Genomic DNA, 22,980 nt, shown 5'->3' with positions numbered 1-22,980 from the left:
CCTAGTCGAGCGTCCGCTGGTAGAAGCGCAGCGCGACGCCCATCACGACGACGGTGAACAGCGCGACCGGCCACACGGACGGCCACAGGTCGCTCCAGCCGTTGCCTTTCAGCAGGATGCCGCGCACGAGGCGGTTGAAGTAGGTGAGCGGCAGCAGGTTGCCGATGAACTGCGCCCACTTCGGCATCCCGGCGAACGGGAACATGAAGCCCGACAGCAGGATGTTCGGCAGGAAGTAGAACACCGCGAGCTGCATCGCCTGCAACTGGTTCTGCGCGAGCGACGACAGCGTGATGCCGACCGTCAGGTTCGCGGCGATGAACAGCAGCGCGGACAGGTAAATCGCGAACACGCCGCCGACGAACGGCACGTCGAACACGAAGCGCGCCGCGGTGACGATGATCGACACCTGGATCAGCCCGATCAGCACGTACGGGACGATCTTGCCCGTCATCACCTCGAGCGGCCGCACGGGCGTCGCGAGCAGGTTCTCCATCGTGCCGCGCTCGCGTTCGCGCGTGATCGCGAGGCCCGTCATCATCACCATCGTCATCGTCAGGATCACGCCCATCAGGCCGGGCACGACGTTGTACTGCGTGATGCCCTCGGGGTTGTACAGCCGGTGCAGCACGACGTCGAACGCGGCCGGGCGGCCGTTCAGGTAGGCGAGCGGGCCCGTCAGGTCCTTGTCCGCGACGGGCTGCACGAGGCCCGGCAGCGCGCCGATCGCCGACGCGGTCGCGACGGGATCGGTCGCGTCCGCCTCGATGAGCAGCGACGGACGCTCGCCGCGCAGCAGCCGTCGCGAGAAATCGGCCGGCACGTTCAGCACGAACTGCACGTCGCCGCGTGCGAGCGCATGGCGGCCGGCCGCCTCGTCGGGCAGCGTCTCGACGATGTCGAAGTACGCGGAATTGCGCATCGCGGCGACGAAGCTGCGCGCGAACGGGCTGGCATCGGCGACGATCACCGCCGTGGGCAGGTGCTTCGGATCGGTGTTGATCGCGAAGCCGAACAGCGTGAGCTGGATGATCGGCACGCCGACGATCATCGCGAACGTCACGCGGTCGCGCCGCAGCTGCAGGAATTCCTTCAGCACGATGCTCCACCAGCGGGCGACCGAGAATGCGTCGCGCACGCGCGCCCACGCGTTCATGACGACGCTCCGCCGGACGGCCCGGAGGCACGGCCCATCATGAAGATGAACACGTCCTCGAGCCCGGTGTCGATCGGCGCGACCTGCAGCGCGGCAGGCCCGTCGGCTTGCGCGGCGACCTGCGCGAGCGTCGCGTCGAGCTGTGCGCGATCGCGGCCGCTCACGTGCAGCGCCGAGCCGAACACGACCGTCTGGTCGACGCCCGGCATCGTGCGCAGCCGAGCGGACAATTCGCTCAGATGCGCGCCGGTGATCGCGCGGGTCGCGAGCCCCTGCGACGCGACGATCTTCGCCGACGTGCCCTGCGCGAGCAACTCGCCGTACGCGATGTACGCGAGCTTGTGGCAGCGCTCGGCTTCGTCCATGTAGTGCGTGCTGACGAGCACCGAGATTCCCTGCGCGGCCAGCCGGTGCAGTTCTTCCCAGAAGTCGCGGCGCGCAGCCGGGTCGACGCCGGCCGTGGGTTCGTCGAGCAGCAGCAGCGCCGGCTCGTGCAGCATGCAGGCGGCCAGCGCGAGGCGCTGCTTCCAGCCGCCCGACAGCGCGCCCGTGAGCTGGTCCGCGCGGCTCGCGAGGCCGAGCGAGTCGAGCGCGCGCGCGACGGCCGCCTTGCGGTCGGACATCCCGTACACACGCGCGACGAAGTCGAGGTTCTCGCGGATCGACAGGTCTTCCCAGTACGAGAAGCGCTGCGTCATGTAGCCGACGCGCCGCTTGATCTGCGCGCTGTCGCGCACGATGTCGTAGCCGAGGCAGGTGCCGCTGCCCGAGTCGGGCGTCAGCAGCCCGCACATCATCCGGATCGACGTGGTCTTGCCGCTGCCGTTCGGCCCGAGAAAGCCGAAGATCTCGCCGCGCGCGACGCGCAGCGTCACGTCCTTCACGACGTGCTTGTCGCCGAAATGCTTGTTCAGGCGATCGACGTCGATCGCGTACGGTGCCGGCGGCGCGTTCATGGCACCCTCACGGCGACGGGCTGGCCCGGGTGCAGCTTCGGCGCGTCCGCGACGGCGGGGCGCGCCTCGATCATGAACACGAGCTTGGTCCGGCTCTCGTTGCTGTAGATCACGGGCGGCGTGTATTCGGCCTCGCTCGACACGTAGGTGATGCGCGCGGGCACGTCGGCCGCACAGCCGTCGCAGTGGATCGCGACCGTGCGCCCCGGCGCGAGCGATGCGATGGTGGCCTCCGGCACGAAGAAGCGCACCTTCAGGTTTTGCGGCGGCAGCATCTGCACGACAGGATTGCCGGCCTGCACCCATTCGCCGACGCGATACAGCGTGTCGTACACGCGCCCGGCCGCGGGCGCGGCGACGCGTTTCTGGTCGAGCTTCCATTGCGCCTCGTCGACCGCCGCCTGCGCGGCGTCGACCTGCGCGGCCTGCGCGGCGACCTGCTGCGCGCGGCCGGGCAGGCGCGCGACGTCGACCTGTTTCTGAAGTTCGCGCATTTGCGCGGCCGTGGTTTGCGCGGACGTGCGCGAATCGTCGAGCTGCTGCTTCGACAGGCCGCCGGCCGCATACTGGCTTTCATCGCGCGCGAGTTGCGCGGCGGCTCGCGCGGCCTGCGCGGTGGCCTGCGCGAGCTGCGCCTGCGTGACCGCGATTTCCGGCGGGCGCTTGCCGGTCTGCAGGTCGGCAAGCTGTGCGCGGGCGGCCGCGAGCTGATGCTGCGCCTGCAGCAGCGCGGCCGTTTCGCTGACGGCTTCGAGCGAGAACGCCGGTGCGCCGGCGGCGAGGGTCTGGCCGCGCGCGACCGACAATTGCGTCAGCGTGCCCGATTGCGACGACGACAGGTACACGAATTCGCCTTCGACGTAGCCCTGATAAGTCGTGCCGTTGCCGGCCGACCGTCCGCAACCGGCGAGCAGCGCGACGGCGACGGCGGCGGCCAGCGCGAGCGGCAGCGCGCGGCGCGCGTTCATGACGGCCTCCGCGGCGAGGGCGAGCGGGCCCGCACGCGCGGCGCGGCGGCCGGCGGCTGCATGCCCGAACCGAGCAGCGCGCGGACATGGCGGTGCAGCACGTCGCGGTCGATCGGCGGCAGGCCGCCGCGCGCGCTTTGCCACAGTTTCGCGGTCGCGAGCGGCAGCATCACCAGCGCGATGATCGAGTGGAACAGGAACGCGGGTTCGAGCGCGGGGTTCAGCGTACCGGCCTGCTGCGCGCCTCGGATGCGTTCGGCGAAGCGTCCGACATGTTCGAGCGGAATGCGGCGGACCATCCGCTCGCGCAGCAGCCCGCCTTCATGGATGATCTCGCGCAGCCAGATCGACGGCAGCCACGGCATGCGGTGCGTGACGTCGAAGAAGCGGTCGACGAGTTCGGCGACGAGCGCGAACGGATCGTTTTCGATCTGCGGCTCGGTCGGCCGCCACACGAACGCGATGGCCTGCGCGAGCCGTTCCTCGACGATCGCGTCGAGCAACTGCTCGCGATTCGTGAAGTAGTAATGAACCATCGCCGACGTGACGCCGGCGGCGGTGGCGATCTGTGCGACGGTCGTCGCGGCGATGCCGCGCTCGGCGAACAACTGCATCGCGACGTCGAGCATGTGGTCGCGCAGGTCGAAATCGTCGACCGACGGGCGGCGCCCGCGCGGCCTGGCGACGGTGGATTTCGCGTTCATGAAATCGACGCTAATTGATGAGTTAGTTAATTTCAAGGAGGGGTTTTCGCTGCCGTTGACCTGGATCAGGTGCGGCTCGAATCGCGGCGCGGACGGGCGTGGCGTCGCGACGGTCGCGCAACGCAACGCGGCGTTCGAATGAAGGAAGCGGCTACAGAAGAAGCAACGCGCGCGAACGCAGCTGTCGCGCGCTCAGGCCGCGCGCCGGTTGCCCTTGACGATCCACTCGCTGAACGTCGGGTCCGCCAGCTCGCGGCGCGGGGCGGCCGCCACCGGGGCCAACGAAGCGTCGTCGGAACGCCGAGGGGACTGTTCGATCGTTTCACGCGGGCTGTGCCCGAATTCGGCCTTGAAAGACCGGCTGAAGTGCTTGTCGCTGGCGAACCCGTAGCGCCACGCGAGATCCGCGATGCGGGTTCGCGGGCGGGTCGGATCCGCGAGCATGTTCCGGATCCGCACGAGCCGGGTGCGCTGCACGAGCTTCATCACGCCGCCGTCCGGCTGGAACAGCCGGTACAGCTTCGGGCGCGACACGCCGATCGCCTTGCAGATCGCGTCCGGACACAGACCGGGGTCGGTCAGGTGCTGCTCGATATAGCTTCGGGCGCGCTCCCGCAGCGCGGCGTCGATCTCCGTGCCGGCCTGCATCAGCGTGTCGGGGCAGGGCTGTACGCACGCATGCAGCAGGTTCGTCGTCGCCTGTGTCAGATAGGGCGCCTGCGCGGCGGACAATCCCGCGAGGTTGCCGTGGAATGCGAGCAGGTAGTCGGTGAGGATGCCGCCCATCGCCGGCGCCATCGCACAGCCGTGCAGCTTCGCGGTATCCGGATGAAACAGGTCTCGCGGCAGGGTCACGATGACCGTGTCGCCGGTCTTGACGATGCAGTCGAACGCGTGGGCCGTGTCGATCAGGTACAGGCCGCCCGGGCGCGTATCGACCGTCCTTGTGCCGAATTGCCAGGTGATGCTGCCGCCGAGATGCAGCAGCAGGTAGTAGTGGTCCAGCCCGTCGGCGCGGACCTGCCGCGCGGTGCGCGTCATCCCGTAGGCGACGGTGCGGTCGGGATTCAGCCAGGTGCGCCGGCCCATCGTGAACGGCCCGACGCGCGTCGCGTCGAACTGGCAGTCGAACGGCACCGAGCGGTCGTCGGGTGCGACGAACGACCAGCTACCGCTGGTGGCGGCCCATGCGTCGAACCGCTCGGCGGGCGGCGCAGCGAGGGTGGAAAAGCGATAGGTGTCCAGTACGGACGGGCTATCCATTGCTGGCCCTTCGGGTAGGGAAGACGCCGCTCGGTTCATTCCCGGAAACAGGAACACGGAACACGCAAAACGCGGTGACGGTCGATCGGAATCGGGCGATGCCGGCACGTCGAACGGAAAGCCACCAAATAGAGACGCACAGACACCTGTTGTCGCGCGGGTCATCATATCATCGGCCCGCAACACGCTTGAACCACGACCAACCAACACGAAAAACAGTACCGAGGGCCGTGCGTGAAAACAGTCGGGAACCGGCCGCTGTTGGCAAGGCGGTATCCGGGGGCAGCCATGACGAAAAAACGATGGGCCGGGGTGTCGGCGACGGCGCTGGCCGTTCTGCTCCTGCCGGCGTGCGGGGGGCCGGACCGGCCGGCGCCGGATGCGACCGGCAGCCGCGCGAACGGAGCCGATGTCTCCCAAGCCGAATGCGATCCGGTGTATCGGGAAGGCGATACCGTACGCCTGCATGTGTATGTTCGCGCGTCGGCGCACAGCCCGATTGCCGACGACGGCGTCGTGACGCGGACGTATTTGCCGGCCACCTTTCAAGGCGTGTCGCTGACGCGGGAAACCGAAGCCGCGGCCGATTCGATCGTGCAAACGCATCGCTACTATCGCGTCGGTCATGGCGTGCGCACGTATTACGGCGAGGATCAGACCATCGCCGGCAAGTTGATGCTGCGTGACATCTATGCGCCGCCCTATGCCGAGGCGATCAGCCTCGAAGGAACCGAATCGGCGCTTTATCGCGATACGGTCACCGTTCCGGCCGACGGCCAGCAAACGGCCGTGTCGATGCGACGTGCCTATGTCGGGCGCGACACCGTGCGCCTGCGGAACGGCAAGACGTTCGCCGGCGCGTGCCACTACCGCGTCACGCAGGTCGCGGCCGATTCGGACGGCCGGGTGACGACCGTCGCCGACGAATGGCGGGCACCCGGCGTCGGCGTGGTCAAAACGGTGGCGGCCGTTGGCGGGATCGACACCATGACGCGGGAACTGGAGTCGGCGACGGTCGGCGGCCGGATGTATTGAGGCCGCCCCTCGCGCGGGCTGCGCCGACAGCCCGATTCACGGGCCGTTCGGTGTGCCGCCGCCGGCGACGTTCACTGATCGATCGGCGACGTCAGCGGCGCGTGTTCGCCGGTCAGCCCGAACACGACGAGCTGCGCGGGCTCGGTCGCGCTTGCGTTGCGCGACACCTGGTGGCGGGAGCCGGGTGCCTCGTACCACCCTTCGCCGGCACGGTAGCGGTGCAGCGGGCCGCCGTTCACCTGCGACAGCACTTCGCCTTTCGTCACGACCGCGAACACCGAACCGAGGTGCCGGTGGGCTTCGGAAGCCTGGCCCGGCGCATAGTCGACGGTTGCGACGACCGCGAGCTTGCCGGGCGCTTCGGGCACGGCCTGCTGCATGATCGTGTGCACGTTGTCGCCGGCGTCGTGCGCGCGGGCGACGGCCGGCAGCAGCGCGGCACCGGCCGCGAGCCATGCGCCGACGGCGACACGGCGGAGCGTAGCGTACGTCATCGTCGTCTCCTTACTCGGGCATCTTGCGGAACGCGATCGCAAAACGGTTCCACGAGTTGATCGTCGCGATCAGCATCGACAGGTCGAACAGCTCCTCGTCGGTGAAGTGCGGCTTCACGGCTTCCCAGACGGCGTCGGGCACGTGGTTGCTGGCGACCAGCGTCAGCGCCTCGGTCCATTCCAGCGCCGCGCGTTCGCGCTCGGTGAAGAACGGCGTCTCGCGCCACGTGACGACGGTGGCCAGGCGGCGGTCGGTTTCGCCACCCTTGCGCGCGTCGGTCGTGTGCATGTCGACGCAGAACGCGCAGCCGTTGATCTGCGACGCGCGCAGGCGAACGAGTTCGGCGAGCGGCTTCTCGATCGAGCATTTCCCGAGGAATTCCTCGGCGTTGCGCATCACCTTGATCGCATTCGGGCTGGCGGCATAAAAGTTCAGGCGCGGTTGCATGGCAGGTCCTTGTTCGGTGGGAGCGCACGGTGGCGCGACAGGACCCACTTTAAGACGCATGCTGGCCTGCTTGAATCACCAATTTCACGGAAATTCAGGTAACCAGTGCCGGGCTGCCGAGGTTGCCCGAACCCAGCACGCCGGCCAGCTTCGCGAGCGCCGTGTCGATGCGCAGCGCGTCGATCCCGCCATAGCCGAACAGCAGTCCCGCCCGGACCGGCACACCGACGTGGAATGCCGAGATGCCGTACAGGCCGATGTCCTGCGCGCGGGCCGCGCGGACCAGCGCCGCTTCGTCGAGCCCCGGTTTCAGGTAGGCGGCGAGGTGGATGCCGGCAGTCGGCACGATCGCGTCGAACCACGGCGCGAGTTCGCCGCGCAGATGCGCGATCAGCATCTTGCGGCGCGCATCGTAGTGCTTCTGCACGCGCTTCAGGTGCCGCGCGAAATCGCCTTCGAGCATGAAGCGTGCAAGCGCCGCCTGCGTCAGCGTGCAGGTATGCCAGTCGACGATCTGCTTCGCCTTGGCGAGCGCGCCGCGCAGTGCGCGTGGCGGAATTGCGTAGCCGATCCGCAGTTCGGGAAAGATCGTCTTCGAGAACGTGCCGACATACGCGACGAGGCCCGTGCGGTCGAGGCTCTTCAGCGATTCCACCGGCCGGCCCTCGAAGCGGAACTCGCCGTCGTAATCGTCCTCGATGATCACCGCGCGGCGGCGCTGCGCCCATTCGAGCAGCGCGACGCGCCGGTCCAGCGTCATCGGCATCCCGAGCGGGAACTGATGCGACGGCGTTACGTAGACGAGGCGCGCGTCGTCGGGCAGCCGTTCCGTCACCAGACCGTGCGCGTCGACCGGCACGCCGATCACCGTCGCGCCGAGCGACGCGAACGCGGCGCGCGCGGGCGGATAGCCGGGATCCTCGACCGCGACCACATCGCCGGGCCGCACCACGACACGGGCGATCAGGTCGAGCGCCTGTTGCGCGCCTTGCGTGACGAGCACGTCGTCCCAGCCGCACGCAACCGCGCGGCTGAACGCGACGTAGCGCGCGATCGCGCCGCGCAACTGCGGATCGCCGGCCGGGTCGTGGTAATGGGCGGGGCCGCGCATCTGCTGGCGCAGCGCGTGATGCAGGCAGCGCCGCCACGCGTCGAACGGGAACAGCGCCTTGTCGGTCACGCCGCCGCGGAAGTCGAAGCCGGGCGAATCCTGCGGCGTGGGCATCGCGAGCGCGTCGGGCAGGTCGTTCCACAGCGCGCGCGCATCGACCGCGTCGACGCGCGGCGTGTCCTCGACGAGCGACGGCGCCGACATGGCCGCGGCGTGCGGCACGCGCGCGAGGCCGTCGGCAACGAACGTGCCGTCGCCCGCGCGCGTATTCAGGTAGCCCTCGGCGACGAGACGCTCGAACGCGTCGAGCGTCGTCTTGCGCGAGACGCCGAGCTGTTTCGCGAGGTCGCGCGTCGACGGCAGCCGTGCGCCGCCGGCGAGCCGCCCGTCGACGATCGCGGTGCGCAGCTGCCGGAAGATTTGCCCCGTCAGGTCGTGACGGCCTTCGATGCGGATGGCGATGTCCATCGCGGTGGTTACCTCGATTGCCGTGATTTCGTGTAGTCGAGCATACCGGAAGTCGATCGCCACGGCGTGGTGCGGGCTGCGTGGCGGCTGGGCGGGACGCCTGTACCGGTCGCTCACAGGCAAAGAAGCGGGGGTGTCCGGCCGAATGACGGGGCGGCGCACCCTGGCGACCGGCATCCGCTGCCCGCGTCGCCGGATTGGACCTCGGCTGGCCGCTGCCTTACGATCCACGACAACCCCACACCGGAGCGAGCCCATGCTGTCCGAAGACGAACTTGCGCTGCTCGACGCGATCCGTGCCACCGGCAGCCTGTCGCGCGCGGCGGCGCGGCTCGGCAAGGCGCCGTCGACGGTGTCGCACGCGGCGCGCCAGCTCGAAACGCGCTTCGACGCGCTGCTGTTCGACCGGCGCGGCTACCGGCTGCAGCTCACGCCGGCCGGGCAGTTGCTGACCGATGAGGCGGCACGGCTGGCGCTGGACGTCGCGCGGCTGACGCAGCGCGTGCGGCAGGTCGCGAGCGGCTGGGAAGACCGGCTGTGGATCGTCAGCGACGAGGTGCTGGAGTTCGACACGCTGCTGCCGGTCGTGCGCGCGTTCGATGCGCTCGACTCGGGCGTGTCGTTGCGTTTCACGCACGAAGTGCTCGGCGGAACCTGGGAAGCGCTGCGCGACGGCCGCGCGGACCTGGTGGTCGGCGCGACCAACGAGCCGCCGGCGATCCCCGGTTTCAAGTGGTTCGAGCTGGGCGCGATGGAGTGGGTGTTCGCGGTGTCGCCGCGCCATCCGCTGGCCGCCGCGAGCGGCGCGCTGACGCGGGACGCGATCGGCGCGCACCGCGCGGTCGTCGTCGCCGATTCGTCGCGGCGCGCAGCCGGCCGCGCGTATGGCCTGCTCGGCGGGCAAGCCGTGCTCGCGGTGCCGTCGATGCGCGCGAAGATCCTCGCGCAGCGCGACGGGCTCGGCGTCGGCTGGGTGCCGCGCCGGCGCGTGGCGTCGTTGCTCGCACGTGGGGAACTCATGGAAAAACCGACGGCCGATCCGCGCGAGCCGAACCTGCTGTATGTCGCGTGGCACGGCGACCGGGACGGCCGCGCGCTGCAATGGTGGCTCGAGCAATTGCGCGAACCGCGGCTCGCGCAGCGCCTGCTCGACGGCATCGACGTGGCGGGCTGACGCGGCGCGGAACGGCACGGGCCAATCGAACCGGCCCGCGCAAACACGTTCGACGATTTCGCACATGTTCGCCGCGCACGTCGTACGGCAAGGCCGGGCGCCGCGCGCATCCTGTGTTCACGGTCAACTCACCGGTTCACAGGAGAACATCATGCAACGCTTCGAAGGAAAGACGGTCCTCGTCACGGGCGGTAACAGCGGCATCGGCCTGGCGGCCGCCAAGGCATTCGCGGCAGAAGGCGCGCGGGTCATCATCACCGGGCGCGATGCGCAGACGCTCGAGGCCGCGCGGCAAACGCTCGGCGCAGGCGCGCTCGCGATCCGCAACGAGGCCGGCAGCGTCGCGTCGGCCCGCGCGCTGGCCGATGCGATCGCGTCGGCGGGGGCGCGGCTCGACGCCGTGTTCATCAACGCGGGCGTCGCGAAACTCGCGCCGTTCGCCGACAGCGACGAGGCCATGTGGGATCTCGTGTTCAACACCAACGTGAAGGGCGCGTATTTCCAGATCCAGTCGCTGGTGCCGCTGCTGAACCGCGGCGCATCGATCGTGATCAACGGCTCGATCAACGCGCACATCGGGATGCCCGGCTCGTCGGTGTACGCAGCCAGCAAGGCGGCCGTCAATTCGTTCGCGAAGACGCTGTCGGCGGAACTGCTGCCGAACGGCGTGCGCGTGAACGTCGTGAGCCCCGGGCCCGTGCAGACACCGCTCTACGGCAAGCTCGGGCTCGATGCGGCCACGCTCGACGAAACGGCCGACAAGATCAAGGGCCTCGTGCCGGTCGGCCGGTTCGGTACGCCGGATGAAATCGCGTCGACGGTGCTGCACCTGAGCGCGCCGGAATCCGCGTTCATCGTCGGCGCGGAGATCATCGCGTCGGGCGGGATGGGCTTGCTCTGAGCGATGGGCCCCCGGCGGGGGCTGCAACCGATCGGCGTCATGCCGGGCGGACAGCCCCCGTCACATGCAGGACCGATGGCCGTCCGCACAGCGCATCTATCGCGCCACACAGGCGCCAGGCCTGTCGCCGCCGGCTTCGAGCTGCGTTACCGTGAGCCCGGAGAACGTCGCGCGGCCTTGTTCGGCAAACACGGCGACGCGATCCGCGTCGAGCGGCGGAAAAATCAGGTCGGTGAGCGCCACGCGGCCGCCGTTCGCGAACACTTCGACCGAGCCGCGATCGACGACGATCTCGAGCCGCAACTGGCCATGATCGAGCGGCAGGTTCACGATGTGCTCGCGGCTGAACGTGTCGGCGAAACGGGTTTCGCCGGACATCGAACGATCGAGCGTCAGCGTGCGCTTCGCCGTGTCGTACACGATCCGGGTGCCGACCGAGCCATCCGCCGAGCGCCGGACGATCAGGCCCGCGCGTGCCGCGTGCTGCGGCGCGATCGTGACCGTGATGCGCTGGACGACGCCGCGCGTCGCGGCCGACAGCGCGCGTGTCGTGGAGTCGACCGTGAGGTCGCCTTCGTGTACGGCAGGCCTGCCGTCCGCCCATGCATCGAACGCGGCGGCTGGTGCGACGACGAGCGTCGGTTCGCCGTCGATCGTTTTCAGCGACAGTTCGCGCGGCAGGGTCGTCGCGCCGCGCCACGGCGTGGTCGGCACTTTCGCCGCGTAGTCCCAGTTGCTCATCCACGCGATCGCGACCGGCCGCGAGCCGGGCGCGCCCGAGAAGGTGCCGGCGGCGTAGAAGTCCGCGCCATGGTCGACCCAGCGGAATTGCGCGGGGTCGGAGCCGGCGGGTGCGATGCGATCCGGCGTAAACGTGCGGCCGTCGAAGTTGCCGACGAAGTACATGGCGCCGGAGCCGCCGGCGATCGACCACGGGTTGACATTGACGATCATGACCCACCGGGTGCGTGCGGGGTCGCCGTCGAGCGGCAGCGGCAAGAGGTCGGGCATTTCCCAAAGCGTGCCGTCGTGCGGCACGCCCGGCCGCGTGAAGTCGCTCAGGAAATTCCAGTGGATCAGGTCGTCGGAACGATAGAGCTTCACGACGTGCGCGTCGGCGACGACCGTCGTCATCAGCCAGTAGCCGCCCGGCGCATACCACGACACTTTCGGGTCGCGAAATTGCTTCGATTCCGGATCGAGCGTCAGCACCGGATTGCGTGCGTACGGCTGCCAGGTCGTGCCTCGATCGAGGCTGTACGCGAGCGACTGCGCCTGGGTGCCCGGCGCGTGGCCGGAGCCCGGCTTGTACACGCTCGTATAAAGCGCGACGAGCGGCGTTTGGCCCGGCTTGCCCAGGCCGGACGTATCGAGCGTGTCGGCGACGATCGAACCGGAGAAGATTTCCTCCGTCGCGTTCGCGCGCATCGCGACCGGCTGCTCGCGCCAGTGGACGAGATCGGTGCTCGTCGCATGGCCCCAGGACATGTTGCCCCATTCGTTGCCGAGCGGATTGTATTGAAAGAACAGGTGATAGCGGCCGTTGTCGTAGACGAGCCCGTTCGGGTCGTTCATCCAGTTGCGCTGCGGCGTGTAGTGGAGCGCGGGCCGCCATTGCGGCGTGTCGTTGCCTGCCGGTGCGTGGCAAGGCGCGGCGGCGACCTGGGTGCAGGCCACGCAGGCGAACAGCAACCGGGCGAGCCGGGCGGAAAAGCGGAAAGACGTCGATATCATGCGGGGGGCTGTGCTTCGCCATGCAAAGCGCGAAAGGAGGGCGCATGCCGCTTTCAGCGGTGGCGTGCGCAATGGATGGAAAAAAGAGGAGGCGCGCACGCGACACGCGCGATATGCGCCTCCCGAACCCCGGGCCTTTAACAGCGCTCGTTATTGTTGGTTATCCTGATTGCCCTGGCTGTTGCCGCCGTTGGCGCCGGCGCCGGTCGCGGGCAGGTTCGCCGGAATGTCGCCGTAGCCGCCGAGCCCGCCGCGTCCATAGGCGCGATCGACCGCCGTCGATGCTCCGTTGATGTTGACCTTCACCGTCGGCGCGAGCGTGCCGCCGCGGCGCGCGCCGATCGCATCGATGAACGACTCGACGAGTCCGCCCGGCATCACGTAGTGCGAATACGACTGGAATTCGCGCGGGTTCTGGTTCGGATCCTGCGAATACGGCGCGCCGGCCGGCGCGGAGAAGTCGGTCGGGTTGCCGAGCACGAGGCCGCTGCCGCCGTTCAGCGGCAGGAAGTCGCTGCGGATGCCGTTGCCGACGAAGCCGTACACGCCGTCCGGACCGTCGACGCCGGCCGCCATCGTCGTGCGGTGGCTGATCGTGAACAGGTAGTACTTGCCGTCCTTCAGGTAGATCTGCGGGCGCTCGGTCTGGTCGTCGACGCAGTTCGCCGACAGGAGCGGCGGCAGGAACTTCCACTCGGTCAATTGCGGGTTCGTCGCGATCGCCAGGCCGACATTGGCCTTTTGATACACTGCGCCCGAATTCATTACCGCGTTGAGATCTTCCTTGTACGGATCGTTCGGCGCGTAGCCGAGATCGGCTTGGGTGCAGGTGCGCGCGCCGCGCGGGCCGCCCGTGTTGCCCTCGAAGACCATGTAGGTCTTGCCCGGGTGTGCGGGATCGGTGAACACGAACGGATCGCGGAACGAGAAGTAGGTGTTCTGCTGGCCGGTCTGGTAGTAGTTGCCGTCCGGTTGCAGCAGCGCCTTGTGATCGTCGAAGCCGCTGAACCACACGTGCTTGTCGTCGGCGTGGATGTGGCCGTCGGCACGCGTGATGATCGCCTGCGGCGGCGTGATGTCGGCGCCGCCGGGCGCCGAGCGGTTGAACGACGTCGCGGTGTAGTAGAGGCTGACGTTGTCGCCGTGCGTGAGGCGTGCCGAGCCCGACCATTCGGCGTTGTTGGTCATCGGCGCGGTGCCGAACACCTTGACGCTGGCGCCGTCCGGGAACAGGTGGCCGCCCCAGGTCCAGCCGCCGTTCGCGGGGCGCTGCGACGCGGGGATGCCCGCGCGTCGGTAGAAGAAGCCGATGCGCGCATGGACGTGACGGTCGTCGAACGTGTAGCCGGCGTGCGGATCGGCAGTGAGCGAGAAGATCACCTCCCAGCCCTTGTAGCTGAGCTGGTTCGCGCGCAGGTCGGCCAGCGGCCACGTGTCCCACACCCACACGTTCGAATTGATCAGCGGGAAATCCTGCGGGATGTCCGGCATCGTCAGCGCTTGCGGCAGCGAGTTCTTGTCGGCGCCGGCGGTGTGCGATTGCGCGACGATCTGGCGGATGTCCGCCCGCGTCCAGCGCATCGTGAAGTTGCCTTCGGGATCGTAGGCCTGCTGCGTATGCGGCGTGGGCATGGGCGCGCCCGTGCCGCCGGACTGCGCATGCGCGACGGACGCGAGGGCGGCGAGTGCGCCGCCAGCGAGGAGCAAAAGTTGGGCCGCCGTCGGGCGGAAAAGGGGAAAGTAAGTCATCTCGTCGTCGTTTCCAGGGAAAGTGAAAGTGAACGGCTGAGTGGGCATCGATGTCCAAACCGGTTTGGATGCTATTTCAAACCGGTTTGGACGTCAAAAGATAATTATTTGACGGTAATCACTACCGAGCGGAAACAATTGCCGGCCATCGGCATGCCGCACGGCGCATCGAATGCGAGGAACACGGTGACGGTGAAGGTGAATCTGAAGGCGCTATCGGACGCGCTCGGGCTGTCGCGGACGACGGTCAGCCGCGCGCTGAACGGTTACGACGACGTCAGCGAAGCGACGCGCGAACGCGTGGCGCGGGCTGCCCGGGAAATGGGCTATGTGGCGGACCCGACCGCGCGCCGGCTCGCGACCGGTCGCGCGGACGTGATCGGGATCGTCTATCCGTTCGGTGCGGGCGATCTCGGCGATCCGCGCTTCGGCGAAGTCGTCGCGGGCATCACCGAGCGGCTCGCGGAACGCAATCTCGATTTCATCATCGCGTCGGCGCGACCAAACGCGGAACTGGACACCTATCGGCGCATCGTCGACGGCAAGCTCGTCGACGGCCTGATCGTCGCGCGCACGCTGGTCGACGATCCGCGCATCGCGTACCTGCAGGCGAGCGCGTTTCCGTATGTGGCCTACGGCCGGACGCAGGTGGCCGAACCGTATGCGTGGTTCGATTTCGACAACGAGGCCGGCGCGCGGGACGCGGTGCGCCGCCTGACGGCGTTCGGGCATCGGCGCATTGCGATGATCAGCGCGCCGCTCACCCTGAATTTCGCCGCGCAGCGCCGGGCAGGCTATCTGTCGGCCCTGCACGAAGCCGGCATCGAGCCGGATCCGGCGCTGCTCGTCGAGTGCCCGTTTACGCACGACGGCGGGCTGCAGGCGGTGCGGGCGCTGCTCGCAGGTGCCGAGCGGCCGACGGCGCTGCTGGTCGACAACAATATCGCGGGCGGCGGCGCGTTTCGGGCGCTCATGGACAGCGGACTGCGGCTGGGCGAGGACATGTCGCTGATCGTCTACGACGGCGTGCCGCCCGACATCGCGCATCCGCATCGCGTGACGGCGGTCGTGCAGCCGACCGGCCACGCATCGGGGCGCTCGCTCGCGGAACTGATGCTGCGGCTGCTGGGGGAGGGTGTTCGCGAGCAGCGGCTCGAAGCGCCGGCAATCGAGGCGGGCGACACGGACGGTCCGTTGCGCGGCCAGCCGGCGCGGTGAAGGCGAGGGGCGCGAGCGACCACGAACGCTCGCGGATCGCGCCCCGCCGAAAAGCCCACGACGGCGGCAGGGGCGATTGCCCGTTTTCTAGACGACCGGTCTAATCAGGGGCTATCATCCGTCCTCGTGAATGCGGCGACGTCCGTGGCACATGCAACAAAGACGCGAAAATGCCATTTCGCGCTGCGATGCTGATGGTGCAGCGAGACGCCGTCGTTTTATTTTGAATTGTTCTAGACGACTGGTCTAATAGGCGCATGCCACATTCGGATACGCGGGTCGCACGTTGACGCGTCACAGCTGACTAACCGACAGGCGTGCCGCGCCGGCCGGATTGTCCGGTTGGGCGGCCCCGTTCCCATCCACTTTCGAAGGAGTGTCCGATCATGAAGATTCTGGTTGTCCTGACCTCGCACGACACGCTCGGCGACACCGGCAAGAAGACCGGCTTCTGGCTCGAGGAACTGGCCGCGCCGTACTACGCGTTCAAGGATGCGGGCGTCGCGCTGACGCTCGCGTCGCCGAAGGGCGGCCAGCCGCCGCTCGACCCGAAAAGCAACGATCCGGCCGCCCAGACCGACGCGACGCGCCGCTTCGAAGCCGATGCGGCGGCCAAGGCCGAGCTGGCTTCGACGCGCAAGCTGGCCGACGTGTCCGTGGACGACTACGACGCCGTGTTCTACCCGGGCGGCCATGGCCCGCTGTGGGATCTCGCCGAGGATCTGCATTCGATCGGCCTGATCGAGCGCGCGCTGGCGGCCGGCAAGCCGGTCGCGGCCGTGTGCCACGCGCCGGGCGTGCTGCGTCACGTGAAGAACCCGCAGACCGGCGAATCGGTCGTGCGCGGCAAGCGCGCGACGGGCTTCACCAACAGCGAGGAAGCGGCGGTCGAACTGACGGAAGTCGTGCCGTTCCTCGTCGAGGACATGCTGAAGACCAACGGCGCGCAATTCGAGCGCAGCGCCGACTGGGCGCCGCATGTCGTCACCGACGGGCTGCTGATCACGGGGCAGAACCCCGCCTCGTCGGAACCGGCCGCCGAAGCGCTGCTCGCGCAGCTCGGCCACCGCTAAGCCGCTAAGTCACTAGCCGATGGTGCCGGCCGGGCCGGCGCCGTCCCGTATCCGTCGCCGGGCGCTAACCGGCCCGTCGACGGCCCGAATCGTTCCGTCGTGCGACCTGCACGACGCGTTTCCAGTTGTTTTGCAGAACCAAGCAAAGGAGTCGTGGATGTCTGCCCTGTTCGAACCGTTCAAACTCAAGGATGTCACGCTGCGCAACCGCATCGCGGTGCCGCCGATGTGCCAGTACGTCGCCGAGGACGGCGTCGTCAACGATTGGCATCACGTGCATCTGGCCGGCATCGCGCGCGGCGGCGCGGGCCTCGTGATCGCCGAGGCGACGGCCGTGTCGCCGGAAGGGCGCATCACGCCGGGCTGCGCGGGGCTGTGGAACGATGCGCAGGCCGAAGCGTTCGCGCCGTCGGTCGCGGCGATCAAGGCGGCCGGCGCGGTGCCCGGGATCCAGATCGCGCACGCGGGCCGCAAGGCGAGCGCGAACCGCCCGTGGGAAGGCGACGACCATATCGCCGACGGCGATCCGCGCGGCTGGCAGACCATCGCACCGTCGGCCGTGCCGTTCGGCGCGCACCTGCCGAAGACGCCGCGCGCGATGACGCGCGACGACATCGCACGCGTGCAGGCCGACTTCGTCGCATCGGCGAAGCGTGCGCGCGACATGGGCTTCGAATGGCTCGAACTGCACTTCGCGCACGGCTATCTCGGCCAGAGCTTCTTCTCGGTGCATGCGAACCAGCGTGACGACGAATACGGCGGTTCGGCCGAGAACCGCGGCCGCTTCCTCGTCGAAACGCTGGCGGCCGTCCGCAAGGTGTGGCCCGAGCATCTGCCGCTGACCGCGCGCTTCGGCGTGATCGAATACGACGGCCGTGACGAAGAGACGCTCGCCGAGTCGATCGCGCTCACGCAGCGGCTGAAGCAGGAAGGGCTCGACATGCTGAGCGTGTCGGTCGGTTTCTCGACGCCGGACGCGCAGATTCCGTGGGGCCCGGCGTTCCTCGCGCCGATCGCCGAGCGCGTGCGCCGCGAGGCCGGGCTGCCGGTGTCGTCCGCGTGGGGGATCGACACGCCGCAACTGGCGAACCGCGTGGTGGCGGAACAGCAGCTCGATCTCGTGATGGTCGGCCGCGCGCATCTGGCCGACCCGCACTGGCCGTACTACGCGGCCAAGCAGCTCGGTGTCGAGCGTCCGTCGTGGACGCTGCCCGCGCCGTACGCGCACTGGCTCGAGCGTTACCGGACCGCCGACAAGGTGGCCTGAACGGGTGTGTCGCCGGGGCGGCGCGCGCATCAGATGCGCCGCCGATCCGGCGCCGATGGATAGAATGGCGGTTCGCGCCGGCTGGTTGCCGGCGCGAACCGCCATTTTTTTCATTTCGACAGAGGTGGCATGGGCGCACATGTCCCGTCGTCTCACGATCCCGCCGCGCGGCCGCGCGCGCAGCAGATCTCCCGCGCCGTGCTGTATGCGGCGCTGCTGGTCATCGCGCTGTGGGTGATCCGCGATTTCATTCCCGCCATCGCCTGGGCCTGCGTGATCGCCATCGCGATGTGGCCGATGCTGAAGCGCTTCGAATCGCACCGGCTGTTCCGCAACCGCCCGACGCTCATCGCGCTCGTCATCACGGCGGCGATCTCGTTGCTGGTCGTGCTGCCGGTGGCCGTCGCGGCGACCCAGGCGATCGGGCAGGCGCATGACCTGCGCGAGTGGCTGCGCACGATCCAGGACAACGGCATCCCGGTGCCGGACGTGGTCGGCCGGCTGCCATACGGCGCGGCGCAGATCACCGAGTGGTGGCAGGCCAATCTCGGCCATCCGCTGCATGCGGCCAGCGCGATGCACGGCGTCAACAGCGAGAAATTCATCGCGTTCGGCCGGCAGTTCGGCACGAAGCTCGCGCACGGGCTGCTCGAATTCGGCTTCATGCTCGTCACGCTGTTCGTGATCCTGCGCGCCGGCCACAAGCTGTCGGGTGCGTTGCTGCAGGGCGCGCGGCGCGCGTTCGGGCGCAGCGGCGCGGAGCTGATCGAGCGGATGGTCGCGGCCGTGTTCGGCACGGTGACGGGGCTCGTCGTCGTCGGGCTCGGCGAAGGCGCGCTGCTCGGCATCGCGTATGCGCTGGCCGGCGTTCCGCATGCGGCGCTGCTCGGCCTCGTCACGGCGATCGCCGCGATGCTGCCGTTCTGCGCGCCGGTCGTGTTCTGCGGCGCGGCGCTGTGGCTGTTCGTCCAGGGAGCGACCATGTGGGCCATCGTGGTGGCCGTGCTCGGGTTCGTCGTCGTGTTCATCGCCGAGCACTTCGTGCGGCCGGTGCTGATCGGCAGCTCCGCGCGGCTGCCGTTCCTGCTCGTGCTGTTCGGCATCCTCGGCGGCGCCGAGACGTTCGGCCTGATCGGACTGTTCGTCGGCCCCGCGCTGATGACGGTGCTGACGATGCTGTGGGCCGAATGGATTGCATGACGATGCGCGCCGGGGCGGCCGCATGACGCGGCGGTACGGAAGCGCGATCAAGCGCGCACCGGCCGCCGCGACGGGCGACGATCCGGCTGGTACCGAAGCCTGCATTGCAGCGATCCGGATAAAGTTCTCTACATTTCTTTTCGATCCGGACCCAAAGGTCTAGTAGCATGGCGCTTTCGATCACGCCGGCATGGCGCAGCAGATTTCACCAAGCATGCGATTGATTACGATGTCCCGTCCCGCAGCGACGCTGTCCCTGGCCGCCAGCTGCCTGATGTTGCACGGTTGCGCGTGGTTCGACTCGTGGCTGCCATTCTCGTATTCGCGCACGCCGCTCGCGCGGGCCGCGTCGCGGCATGGCGCGACGCGCGCCGATGTCGTCCGCGCCGGCGGCAATCCGCGCAGCGTCTGGATGGTCCGCAACGGTAGCGGCGTCTGCTACAACTACTTCATCGAGCACGTCAACGATCACCGCGAGTATTTCGTCGTGTTCGACCGGGCCGGCGTCGTCACGCAACACGGCTTCGATTCCTGCATGAACGCCGACCGCAAGGGCACGCTCGCGCCGGGCAAGGCCGCTTCGCGCTAGCGCGGCGGCCGTGCCCGCCCGGCGTCACGCGATCGTGTCGACCACGCCGCCGTCCACCCGCAACGCGGCGCCCGTCGTCGCCGAGGCGAACGGCGAGCACACGTAGACGACCAGGTTCGCGACTTCCTGGGGCGTCGCGGGCCGCTGAATGATCGAACTCGAGCGGTGGTTGCGCACGAATTCCACGGCCACGTCTTCGACGCTGCGGCCGGTTTCGTCGGCCGTTTCCTTCAGCAGTGCCCGCACGCCGTCCGACATCGTCGGCCCCGGCAGCACCGAGTTGACGGTCACGTCGGTGCCGGCCGCGAGCTTCGCGAGGCCGCGCGCGATCGACAACTGCGCGGTTTTCGTGAAGCCGTAATGAATCATGTCGACCGGGATGTTCAGGCCCGATTCCGACGAAATGAACACGATCCGGCCGGCGTTGCGTTCGATCATCCCCTTCAGGTAATGCCGCGCGAGGCGCACGCCGGACATCACGTTGGTCTGGAAATAGTGATCCCACTCGGCGTCGTCGATATCGAAGAACGCCTTCAGGCCGTAGATGCCCGCGTTGTTGACGAGGATGTCGGCCGCGGGCGTGTGCTGCGTGATGCGCGCGGCGCCGGCGGCATCGGACAGGTCGGCGGCGATGCCGTCGAAGCCCGCATCGGGGACGGCCGCGCGCAGGTGCGCGAGCGCGGACTGCACCGACGCGTCGCTGCGGCCGTTGACGACGACGCGCGCGCCGGCACGCGCCAGCCCTTCGGCAATCGCGAGCCCGATGCCGGCGGTGGAAGCGGTGACGACAGCGGTCTTGCCTTTCAGATCGATCTGCATGAGCGTGGCGGGGGAAGAGTGAACGGGAGCCGCCGCGCGTGCCGCGGCGGACGGAATTCAAAGCTTAGGCAAATTCCGGTCAATAGGCCACGTCGCGAGCGCGTCGGCGGCGGTCACGCGGAAATTCCGGGGGGCGAAGTGAAGCGCTGCCGTGTATTGCGGACGCGCGAGATCGCTGTCGGCTCGGCTCAACCGAGCGCGAGCGCGCGTGGTTCACGCGCGGGGTACCCGATCGATGACGTATTCGCCGGCTGCGATAGCAGCCCGTCGATATCCGGCCCGCCAGGATCGGCGCAACAGCCGATCCTGGCGGATGTCGTGCATGCTGCCAGCATCTCTCGCGACCGTTGCTCGCAGAACGGGCGAACCTTCAACGCCGGAACACGAACATCAGGTGCACGTGACGAACCAGTCCCACCAGTAGTATCCGAACAGCTCCTGGGTACTTCTTTCCAGCGTATAGAGCCCGAAGCAGGCGCCAAGCGTTTCTATCCCGCTTTCTCTTGCCTTGGCGCCGATGCTGACGAACGTTTGCGGTTTCGTCAGCGGCGGCAGGCCGTCGCGCGTTTCGGGGTTCAGCTGTACGGCATTCACATCAAGGAAGTCCTGCGAAAACTGGTTGAAGACTTGCTGGCCGAACAGGTGCGAAACCTGATAAATCAGCACCGAGTCTTCCGCGTTTTCATAGAGGGAGACGGCCCTGAGTGAAACCGTGTCGCCCGGATACAGCGTCAGAACGGGGGCTGCCGGGCCAGTTCCGATCGACGCGCCCCGCGCGCCGGTGTAAAGCAGGCGCACGGCGCGATGATCGATGGCGATCGGTAACTCGGGCTGCTTGCTCGGATGCGGGTACCTCTGCTTGATGTATTCCGTGTCGATTACGGCCAGGACGTCGATTTGCTGCGCGGGCGTGTCGAGCGTGAGGCTTCCAAGATCGGCTGTCATACGGGTGCTCCATTCTGGTTTTATCGCGGAAAAGGGGCGGCGCACGGTAGGGCGCCGCGCAAAACCTGCCGGCTTGAATCGCTCCCGTATGGCTTCGGAGCGAGTTGTCGGCGCGCTTGCCTCAAGCAGCGGAGGCTTGCCAGACCCAGAAGAAGTAGCCGAACAAGGTTTTCTTGTTTTGGCTCCGCGTATAAAGCGCAAAAGACGTTGCGAGGCGCTCGGATCCGGAGGATCTTGCGACGGATTCGAATGCCTGGAAGACCTGCGATTGCGCCGAGGTCGCGATGATGTCGGGCGTTTCGGCAGCACTCGCAGCGCCAGCCTGTTCGATGGTCACCGCGGCAAACGGACCGAACACCTGAGCGCCCGAGTATTGCTGGACGTGGTAAATCTGCGCGGCGTCTCCCGAATTGTCGGACAGAGACGTCCCCATCAGGGATACCTTGTCGCCAACATTCAATGTCAGGCTCAGATTTCCGGTTCCTTCCGAACTGCTCACGCCGGGCGTGTGGCCGTTGAGCATGAACAATGCATTGCTGGCGATGGGAGTCGGGCTCTGCGCGCTCAGGCTCGGATTGGGGTAGCTTCTCTTTATGTAATTCGTGTCGATAACTGCAAGAATTTGAATGGATTGAGCGGATTTTTCCAGATTGATGCTATTTGGATCGACTTTCATTGGAGTGCCTCCGTGGTGGGTCAATTGCCCGTTCGGTGCGCGTGGCGCATCGGCGATGCGCTTCGTCAGTATTATCCATTTATATCCGCTTTAATACCTGTCAGGTTTGATGGGGGATTTATTTTAATGGGGATTGATTTTGTGGTCGGGAGTGGGTGATGTTGTCGTGTAATCGACTGTAATTGATTTTTATGGATTTTTCCGGGCGATATTTCAGGTTGCCGCATGTGATGAAAAATGCTCATCGCCGCGTAATCGGTTGTAATTGATTTTGGTGGTCAAAGGGAATGATATTGATCCTGACGCGCTAATGACGTGTCGTCGGATTCAAATTCATAACGCTTAGTGAATGGAGATTAACCATGGCTACCGAAGTTACTCTTGCATCGAGCGCACAGGACATCAACATCATCGCGGTGATCGATACGGAATGGGTCAAGAGGACGTATCCGAACCCGAGCCAGGATCAGACCAAGCCGACCGGCATCGCCCACAATGGCCAGTTCCTGATTTGCACCGGCGCGCGTGGCATCAAGGGGCAGGGTACGGCCGACCTGGAATTCATCGCATACCCGGGTGATCGCGTCCAGTTTACCGGCGTGTCGATCTACGACAACTCCGACGATGCCGTGATCATCTACAACATCCCGCGCTATTCAGGCGATGAGGTATTCAATCCGTTCGTCTGCAACACGGTCGTCCGCAATGGCGCGGTGGAACCCAACCCGGATTCGGGGTCCCGCAATGGCCTGCCGCCGCTGAAGAAACAACTCACGTTCGCGACTTTCGACTCGTCGGTCCGGAAAAGCGGCACGGAATATTTCGGCGTTTGCTTCGCTCTTTACAAGCTCGTCGGCGGGCAAAACCAGGAACTGGTCGGCTACTACTGGTGGGATCCGAAGATCGTCGTTCCGGCCTGACCCGCTCCTGTCGGCTTCAGCTCCCGAGCAGGCGCAAACGCGTGCAAGCAGGGGCAGGACGCGCGCCGTTTCAGCGTAAGCGGGACATCCGCCACCGCTCGTGTCGGAAGTC

The 22,980-nt window shown here is 67.5% G+C and carries 22 protein-coding genes; 9 read left to right on the top strand and 13 right to left on the bottom strand.

The window, feature by feature from the left end:
• Position 1 precedes the first annotated feature (1 nt).
• The 5 genes from ACN8ZM_RS23230 to ACN8ZM_RS23210 form a co-directional block, all read right to left on the bottom strand.
• Positions 2–1,156 (bottom strand): ABC transporter permease, encoded by a 1,155-nt coding sequence (locus ACN8ZM_RS23230; RefSeq protein ID WP_420212494.1) that lies wholly within the window; start codon positions 1,154–1,156, stop codon positions 2–4.
• Positions 1,153–2,112: an ABC transporter ATP-binding protein gene (locus tag ACN8ZM_RS23225; RefSeq protein ID WP_420212493.1), complete on the bottom strand. Its 960-nt coding sequence runs from the start codon at positions 2,110–2,112 to the stop codon at positions 1,153–1,155. Before ACN8ZM_RS23225 ends, ACN8ZM_RS23230 begins: the two co-directional genes overlap by 4 nt.
• Positions 2,109–3,080: an HlyD family secretion protein gene (locus tag ACN8ZM_RS23220; RefSeq protein WP_420212492.1), complete on the bottom strand. Its 972-nt coding sequence runs from the start codon at positions 3,078–3,080 to the stop codon at positions 2,109–2,111. Before ACN8ZM_RS23220 ends, ACN8ZM_RS23225 begins: the two co-directional genes overlap by 4 nt.
• On the bottom strand, positions 3,077–3,784 hold the full coding sequence (locus ACN8ZM_RS23215; RefSeq protein ID WP_420212659.1) for a TetR/AcrR family transcriptional regulator: 708 nt from the start codon (positions 3,782–3,784) through the stop codon (positions 3,077–3,079). The genes ACN8ZM_RS23220 and ACN8ZM_RS23215 overlap by 4 nt, the downstream gene beginning before the upstream one ends.
• A 192-nt stretch (positions 3,785–3,976) precedes the next feature.
• Positions 3,977–5,047 carry a helix-turn-helix domain-containing protein gene (locus ACN8ZM_RS23210; RefSeq protein WP_420212491.1) on the bottom strand — a complete coding sequence of 357 codons (1,071 nt, stop codon included), beginning with the start codon at positions 5,045–5,047 and terminating at the stop codon, positions 3,977–3,979.
• Positions 5,048–5,335: 288 nt separating this feature from the next.
• On the opposite strand from ACN8ZM_RS23210, the gene ACN8ZM_RS23205 reads away from it, so the two are divergent.
• Entirely contained in the window at positions 5,336–6,082 is a 747-nt protein-coding gene (locus ACN8ZM_RS23205) for a hypothetical protein (RefSeq protein ID WP_420212490.1), read from the top strand.
• A gap of 71 nt (positions 6,083–6,153) precedes the next feature.
• On the opposite strand, the gene ACN8ZM_RS23200 is transcribed toward ACN8ZM_RS23205, so the two are convergent.
• From ACN8ZM_RS23200 to ACN8ZM_RS23190, 3 genes are all read right to left on the bottom strand, one after another.
• A complete protein-coding gene (locus ACN8ZM_RS23200) occupies positions 6,154–6,576 on the bottom strand; it encodes a cupin domain-containing protein (RefSeq protein ID WP_420212489.1) in 423 nt (140 codons plus the stop codon).
• 10 nt (positions 6,577–6,586) lie between these two features.
• Entirely contained in the window at positions 6,587–7,024 is a 438-nt protein-coding gene (locus ACN8ZM_RS23195; RefSeq protein ID WP_043183563.1) for a carboxymuconolactone decarboxylase family protein, read from the bottom strand.
• 94 nt (positions 7,025–7,118) lie between these two features.
• A complete protein-coding gene (locus ACN8ZM_RS23190) occupies positions 7,119–8,603 on the bottom strand; it encodes a PLP-dependent aminotransferase family protein (RefSeq protein ID WP_420212488.1) in 1,485 nt (494 codons plus the stop codon).
• Positions 8,604–8,859: 256 nt separating this feature from the next.
• On the opposite strand from ACN8ZM_RS23190, the gene ACN8ZM_RS23185 reads away from it, so the two are divergent.
• Positions 8,860–9,777 (top strand): LysR family transcriptional regulator, encoded by a 918-nt coding sequence (locus ACN8ZM_RS23185; protein ID WP_089453066.1) that lies wholly within the window; start codon positions 8,860–8,862, stop codon positions 9,775–9,777.
• Positions 9,778–9,928: 151 nt separating this feature from the next.
• Positions 9,929–10,678 carry an SDR family oxidoreductase gene (locus ACN8ZM_RS23180; protein ID WP_043183566.1) on the top strand — a complete coding sequence of 250 codons (750 nt, stop codon included), beginning with the start codon at positions 9,929–9,931 and terminating at the stop codon, positions 10,676–10,678.
• Between the two features lie 96 nt (positions 10,679–10,774).
• On the opposite strand, the gene ACN8ZM_RS23175 is transcribed toward ACN8ZM_RS23180, so the two are convergent.
• The gene (locus ACN8ZM_RS23175; protein ID WP_420212487.1) at positions 10,775–12,412 is read right to left on the bottom strand and encodes a glycoside hydrolase family 32 protein; all 1,638 of its coding nucleotides are present in this window, start codon (positions 12,410–12,412) and stop codon (positions 10,775–10,777) included.
• A 150-nt stretch (positions 12,413–12,562) separates the two neighbouring features.
• Positions 12,563–14,161, bottom strand: a complete 1,599-nt coding sequence (locus ACN8ZM_RS23170) for a glycoside hydrolase family 68 protein (protein ID WP_420212486.1) — start codon at positions 14,159–14,161, stop codon at positions 12,563–12,565.
• Between the two features lie 153 nt (positions 14,162–14,314).
• Between ACN8ZM_RS23170 and ACN8ZM_RS23165 the strand changes: the two genes are divergently transcribed.
• From ACN8ZM_RS23165 to ACN8ZM_RS23145, 5 genes are all read left to right on the top strand, one after another.
• Positions 14,315–15,379, top strand: a complete 1,065-nt coding sequence (locus tag ACN8ZM_RS23165) for a substrate-binding domain-containing protein (RefSeq protein ID WP_043183929.1) — start codon at positions 14,315–14,317, stop codon at positions 15,377–15,379.
• A 386-nt stretch (positions 15,380–15,765) separates the two neighbouring features.
• A complete protein-coding gene (locus ACN8ZM_RS23160) occupies positions 15,766–16,452 on the top strand; it encodes a type 1 glutamine amidotransferase domain-containing protein (protein ID WP_420212485.1) in 687 nt (228 codons plus the stop codon).
• Between the two features lie 157 nt (positions 16,453–16,609).
• Positions 16,610–17,719: an NADH:flavin oxidoreductase/NADH oxidase gene (locus tag ACN8ZM_RS23155; RefSeq protein ID WP_420212484.1), complete on the top strand. Its 1,110-nt coding sequence runs from the start codon at positions 16,610–16,612 to the stop codon at positions 17,717–17,719.
• A gap of 129 nt (positions 17,720–17,848) precedes the next feature.
• Positions 17,849–18,919 (top strand): AI-2E family transporter, encoded by a 1,071-nt coding sequence (locus ACN8ZM_RS23150; protein ID WP_043183575.1) that lies wholly within the window; start codon positions 17,849–17,851, stop codon positions 18,917–18,919.
• Positions 18,920–19,133: 214 nt separating this feature from the next.
• Positions 19,134–19,508 carry a hypothetical protein gene (locus tag ACN8ZM_RS23145; RefSeq protein WP_420212483.1) on the top strand — a complete coding sequence of 125 codons (375 nt, stop codon included), beginning with the start codon at positions 19,134–19,136 and terminating at the stop codon, positions 19,506–19,508.
• A gap of 24 nt (positions 19,509–19,532) precedes the next feature.
• Here ACN8ZM_RS23145 and ACN8ZM_RS23140 read toward each other — a convergent pair whose 3' ends face one another.
• From ACN8ZM_RS23140 to ACN8ZM_RS23130, 3 genes are all read right to left on the bottom strand, one after another.
• A complete protein-coding gene (locus tag ACN8ZM_RS23140) occupies positions 19,533–20,327 on the bottom strand; it encodes an SDR family NAD(P)-dependent oxidoreductase (RefSeq protein WP_043183576.1) in 795 nt (264 codons plus the stop codon).
• Positions 20,328–20,717: 390 nt separating this feature from the next.
• Positions 20,718–21,272, bottom strand: coding sequence for an inclusion body family protein (locus tag ACN8ZM_RS23135; protein WP_301766507.1), 555 nt, complete (start codon positions 21,270–21,272; stop codon positions 20,718–20,720).
• 121 nt (positions 21,273–21,393) lie between these two features.
• Entirely contained in the window at positions 21,394–21,948 is a 555-nt protein-coding gene (locus tag ACN8ZM_RS23130) for an AidA/PixA family protein (protein ID WP_420212482.1), read from the bottom strand.
• Positions 21,949–22,310: 362 nt separating this feature from the next.
• Here ACN8ZM_RS23130 and ACN8ZM_RS23125 point away from each other — a divergent pair, with 362 nt between their 5' ends.
• Positions 22,311–22,868 carry an inclusion body family protein gene (locus ACN8ZM_RS23125; RefSeq protein WP_043183580.1) on the top strand — a complete coding sequence of 186 codons (558 nt, stop codon included), beginning with the start codon at positions 22,311–22,313 and terminating at the stop codon, positions 22,866–22,868.
• Positions 22,869–22,980 lie beyond the last annotated feature (112 nt).

The sequence above is a fragment of the Burkholderia aenigmatica genome (assembly GCF_048627025.1).
GTDB classification, from domain to species: domain Bacteria; phylum Pseudomonadota; class Gammaproteobacteria; order Burkholderiales; family Burkholderiaceae; genus Burkholderia; species Burkholderia aenigmatica.
Note: the sequence above shows the minus strand (reverse complement) of the source record. Positions and strands in the feature narration are given on the sequence as shown.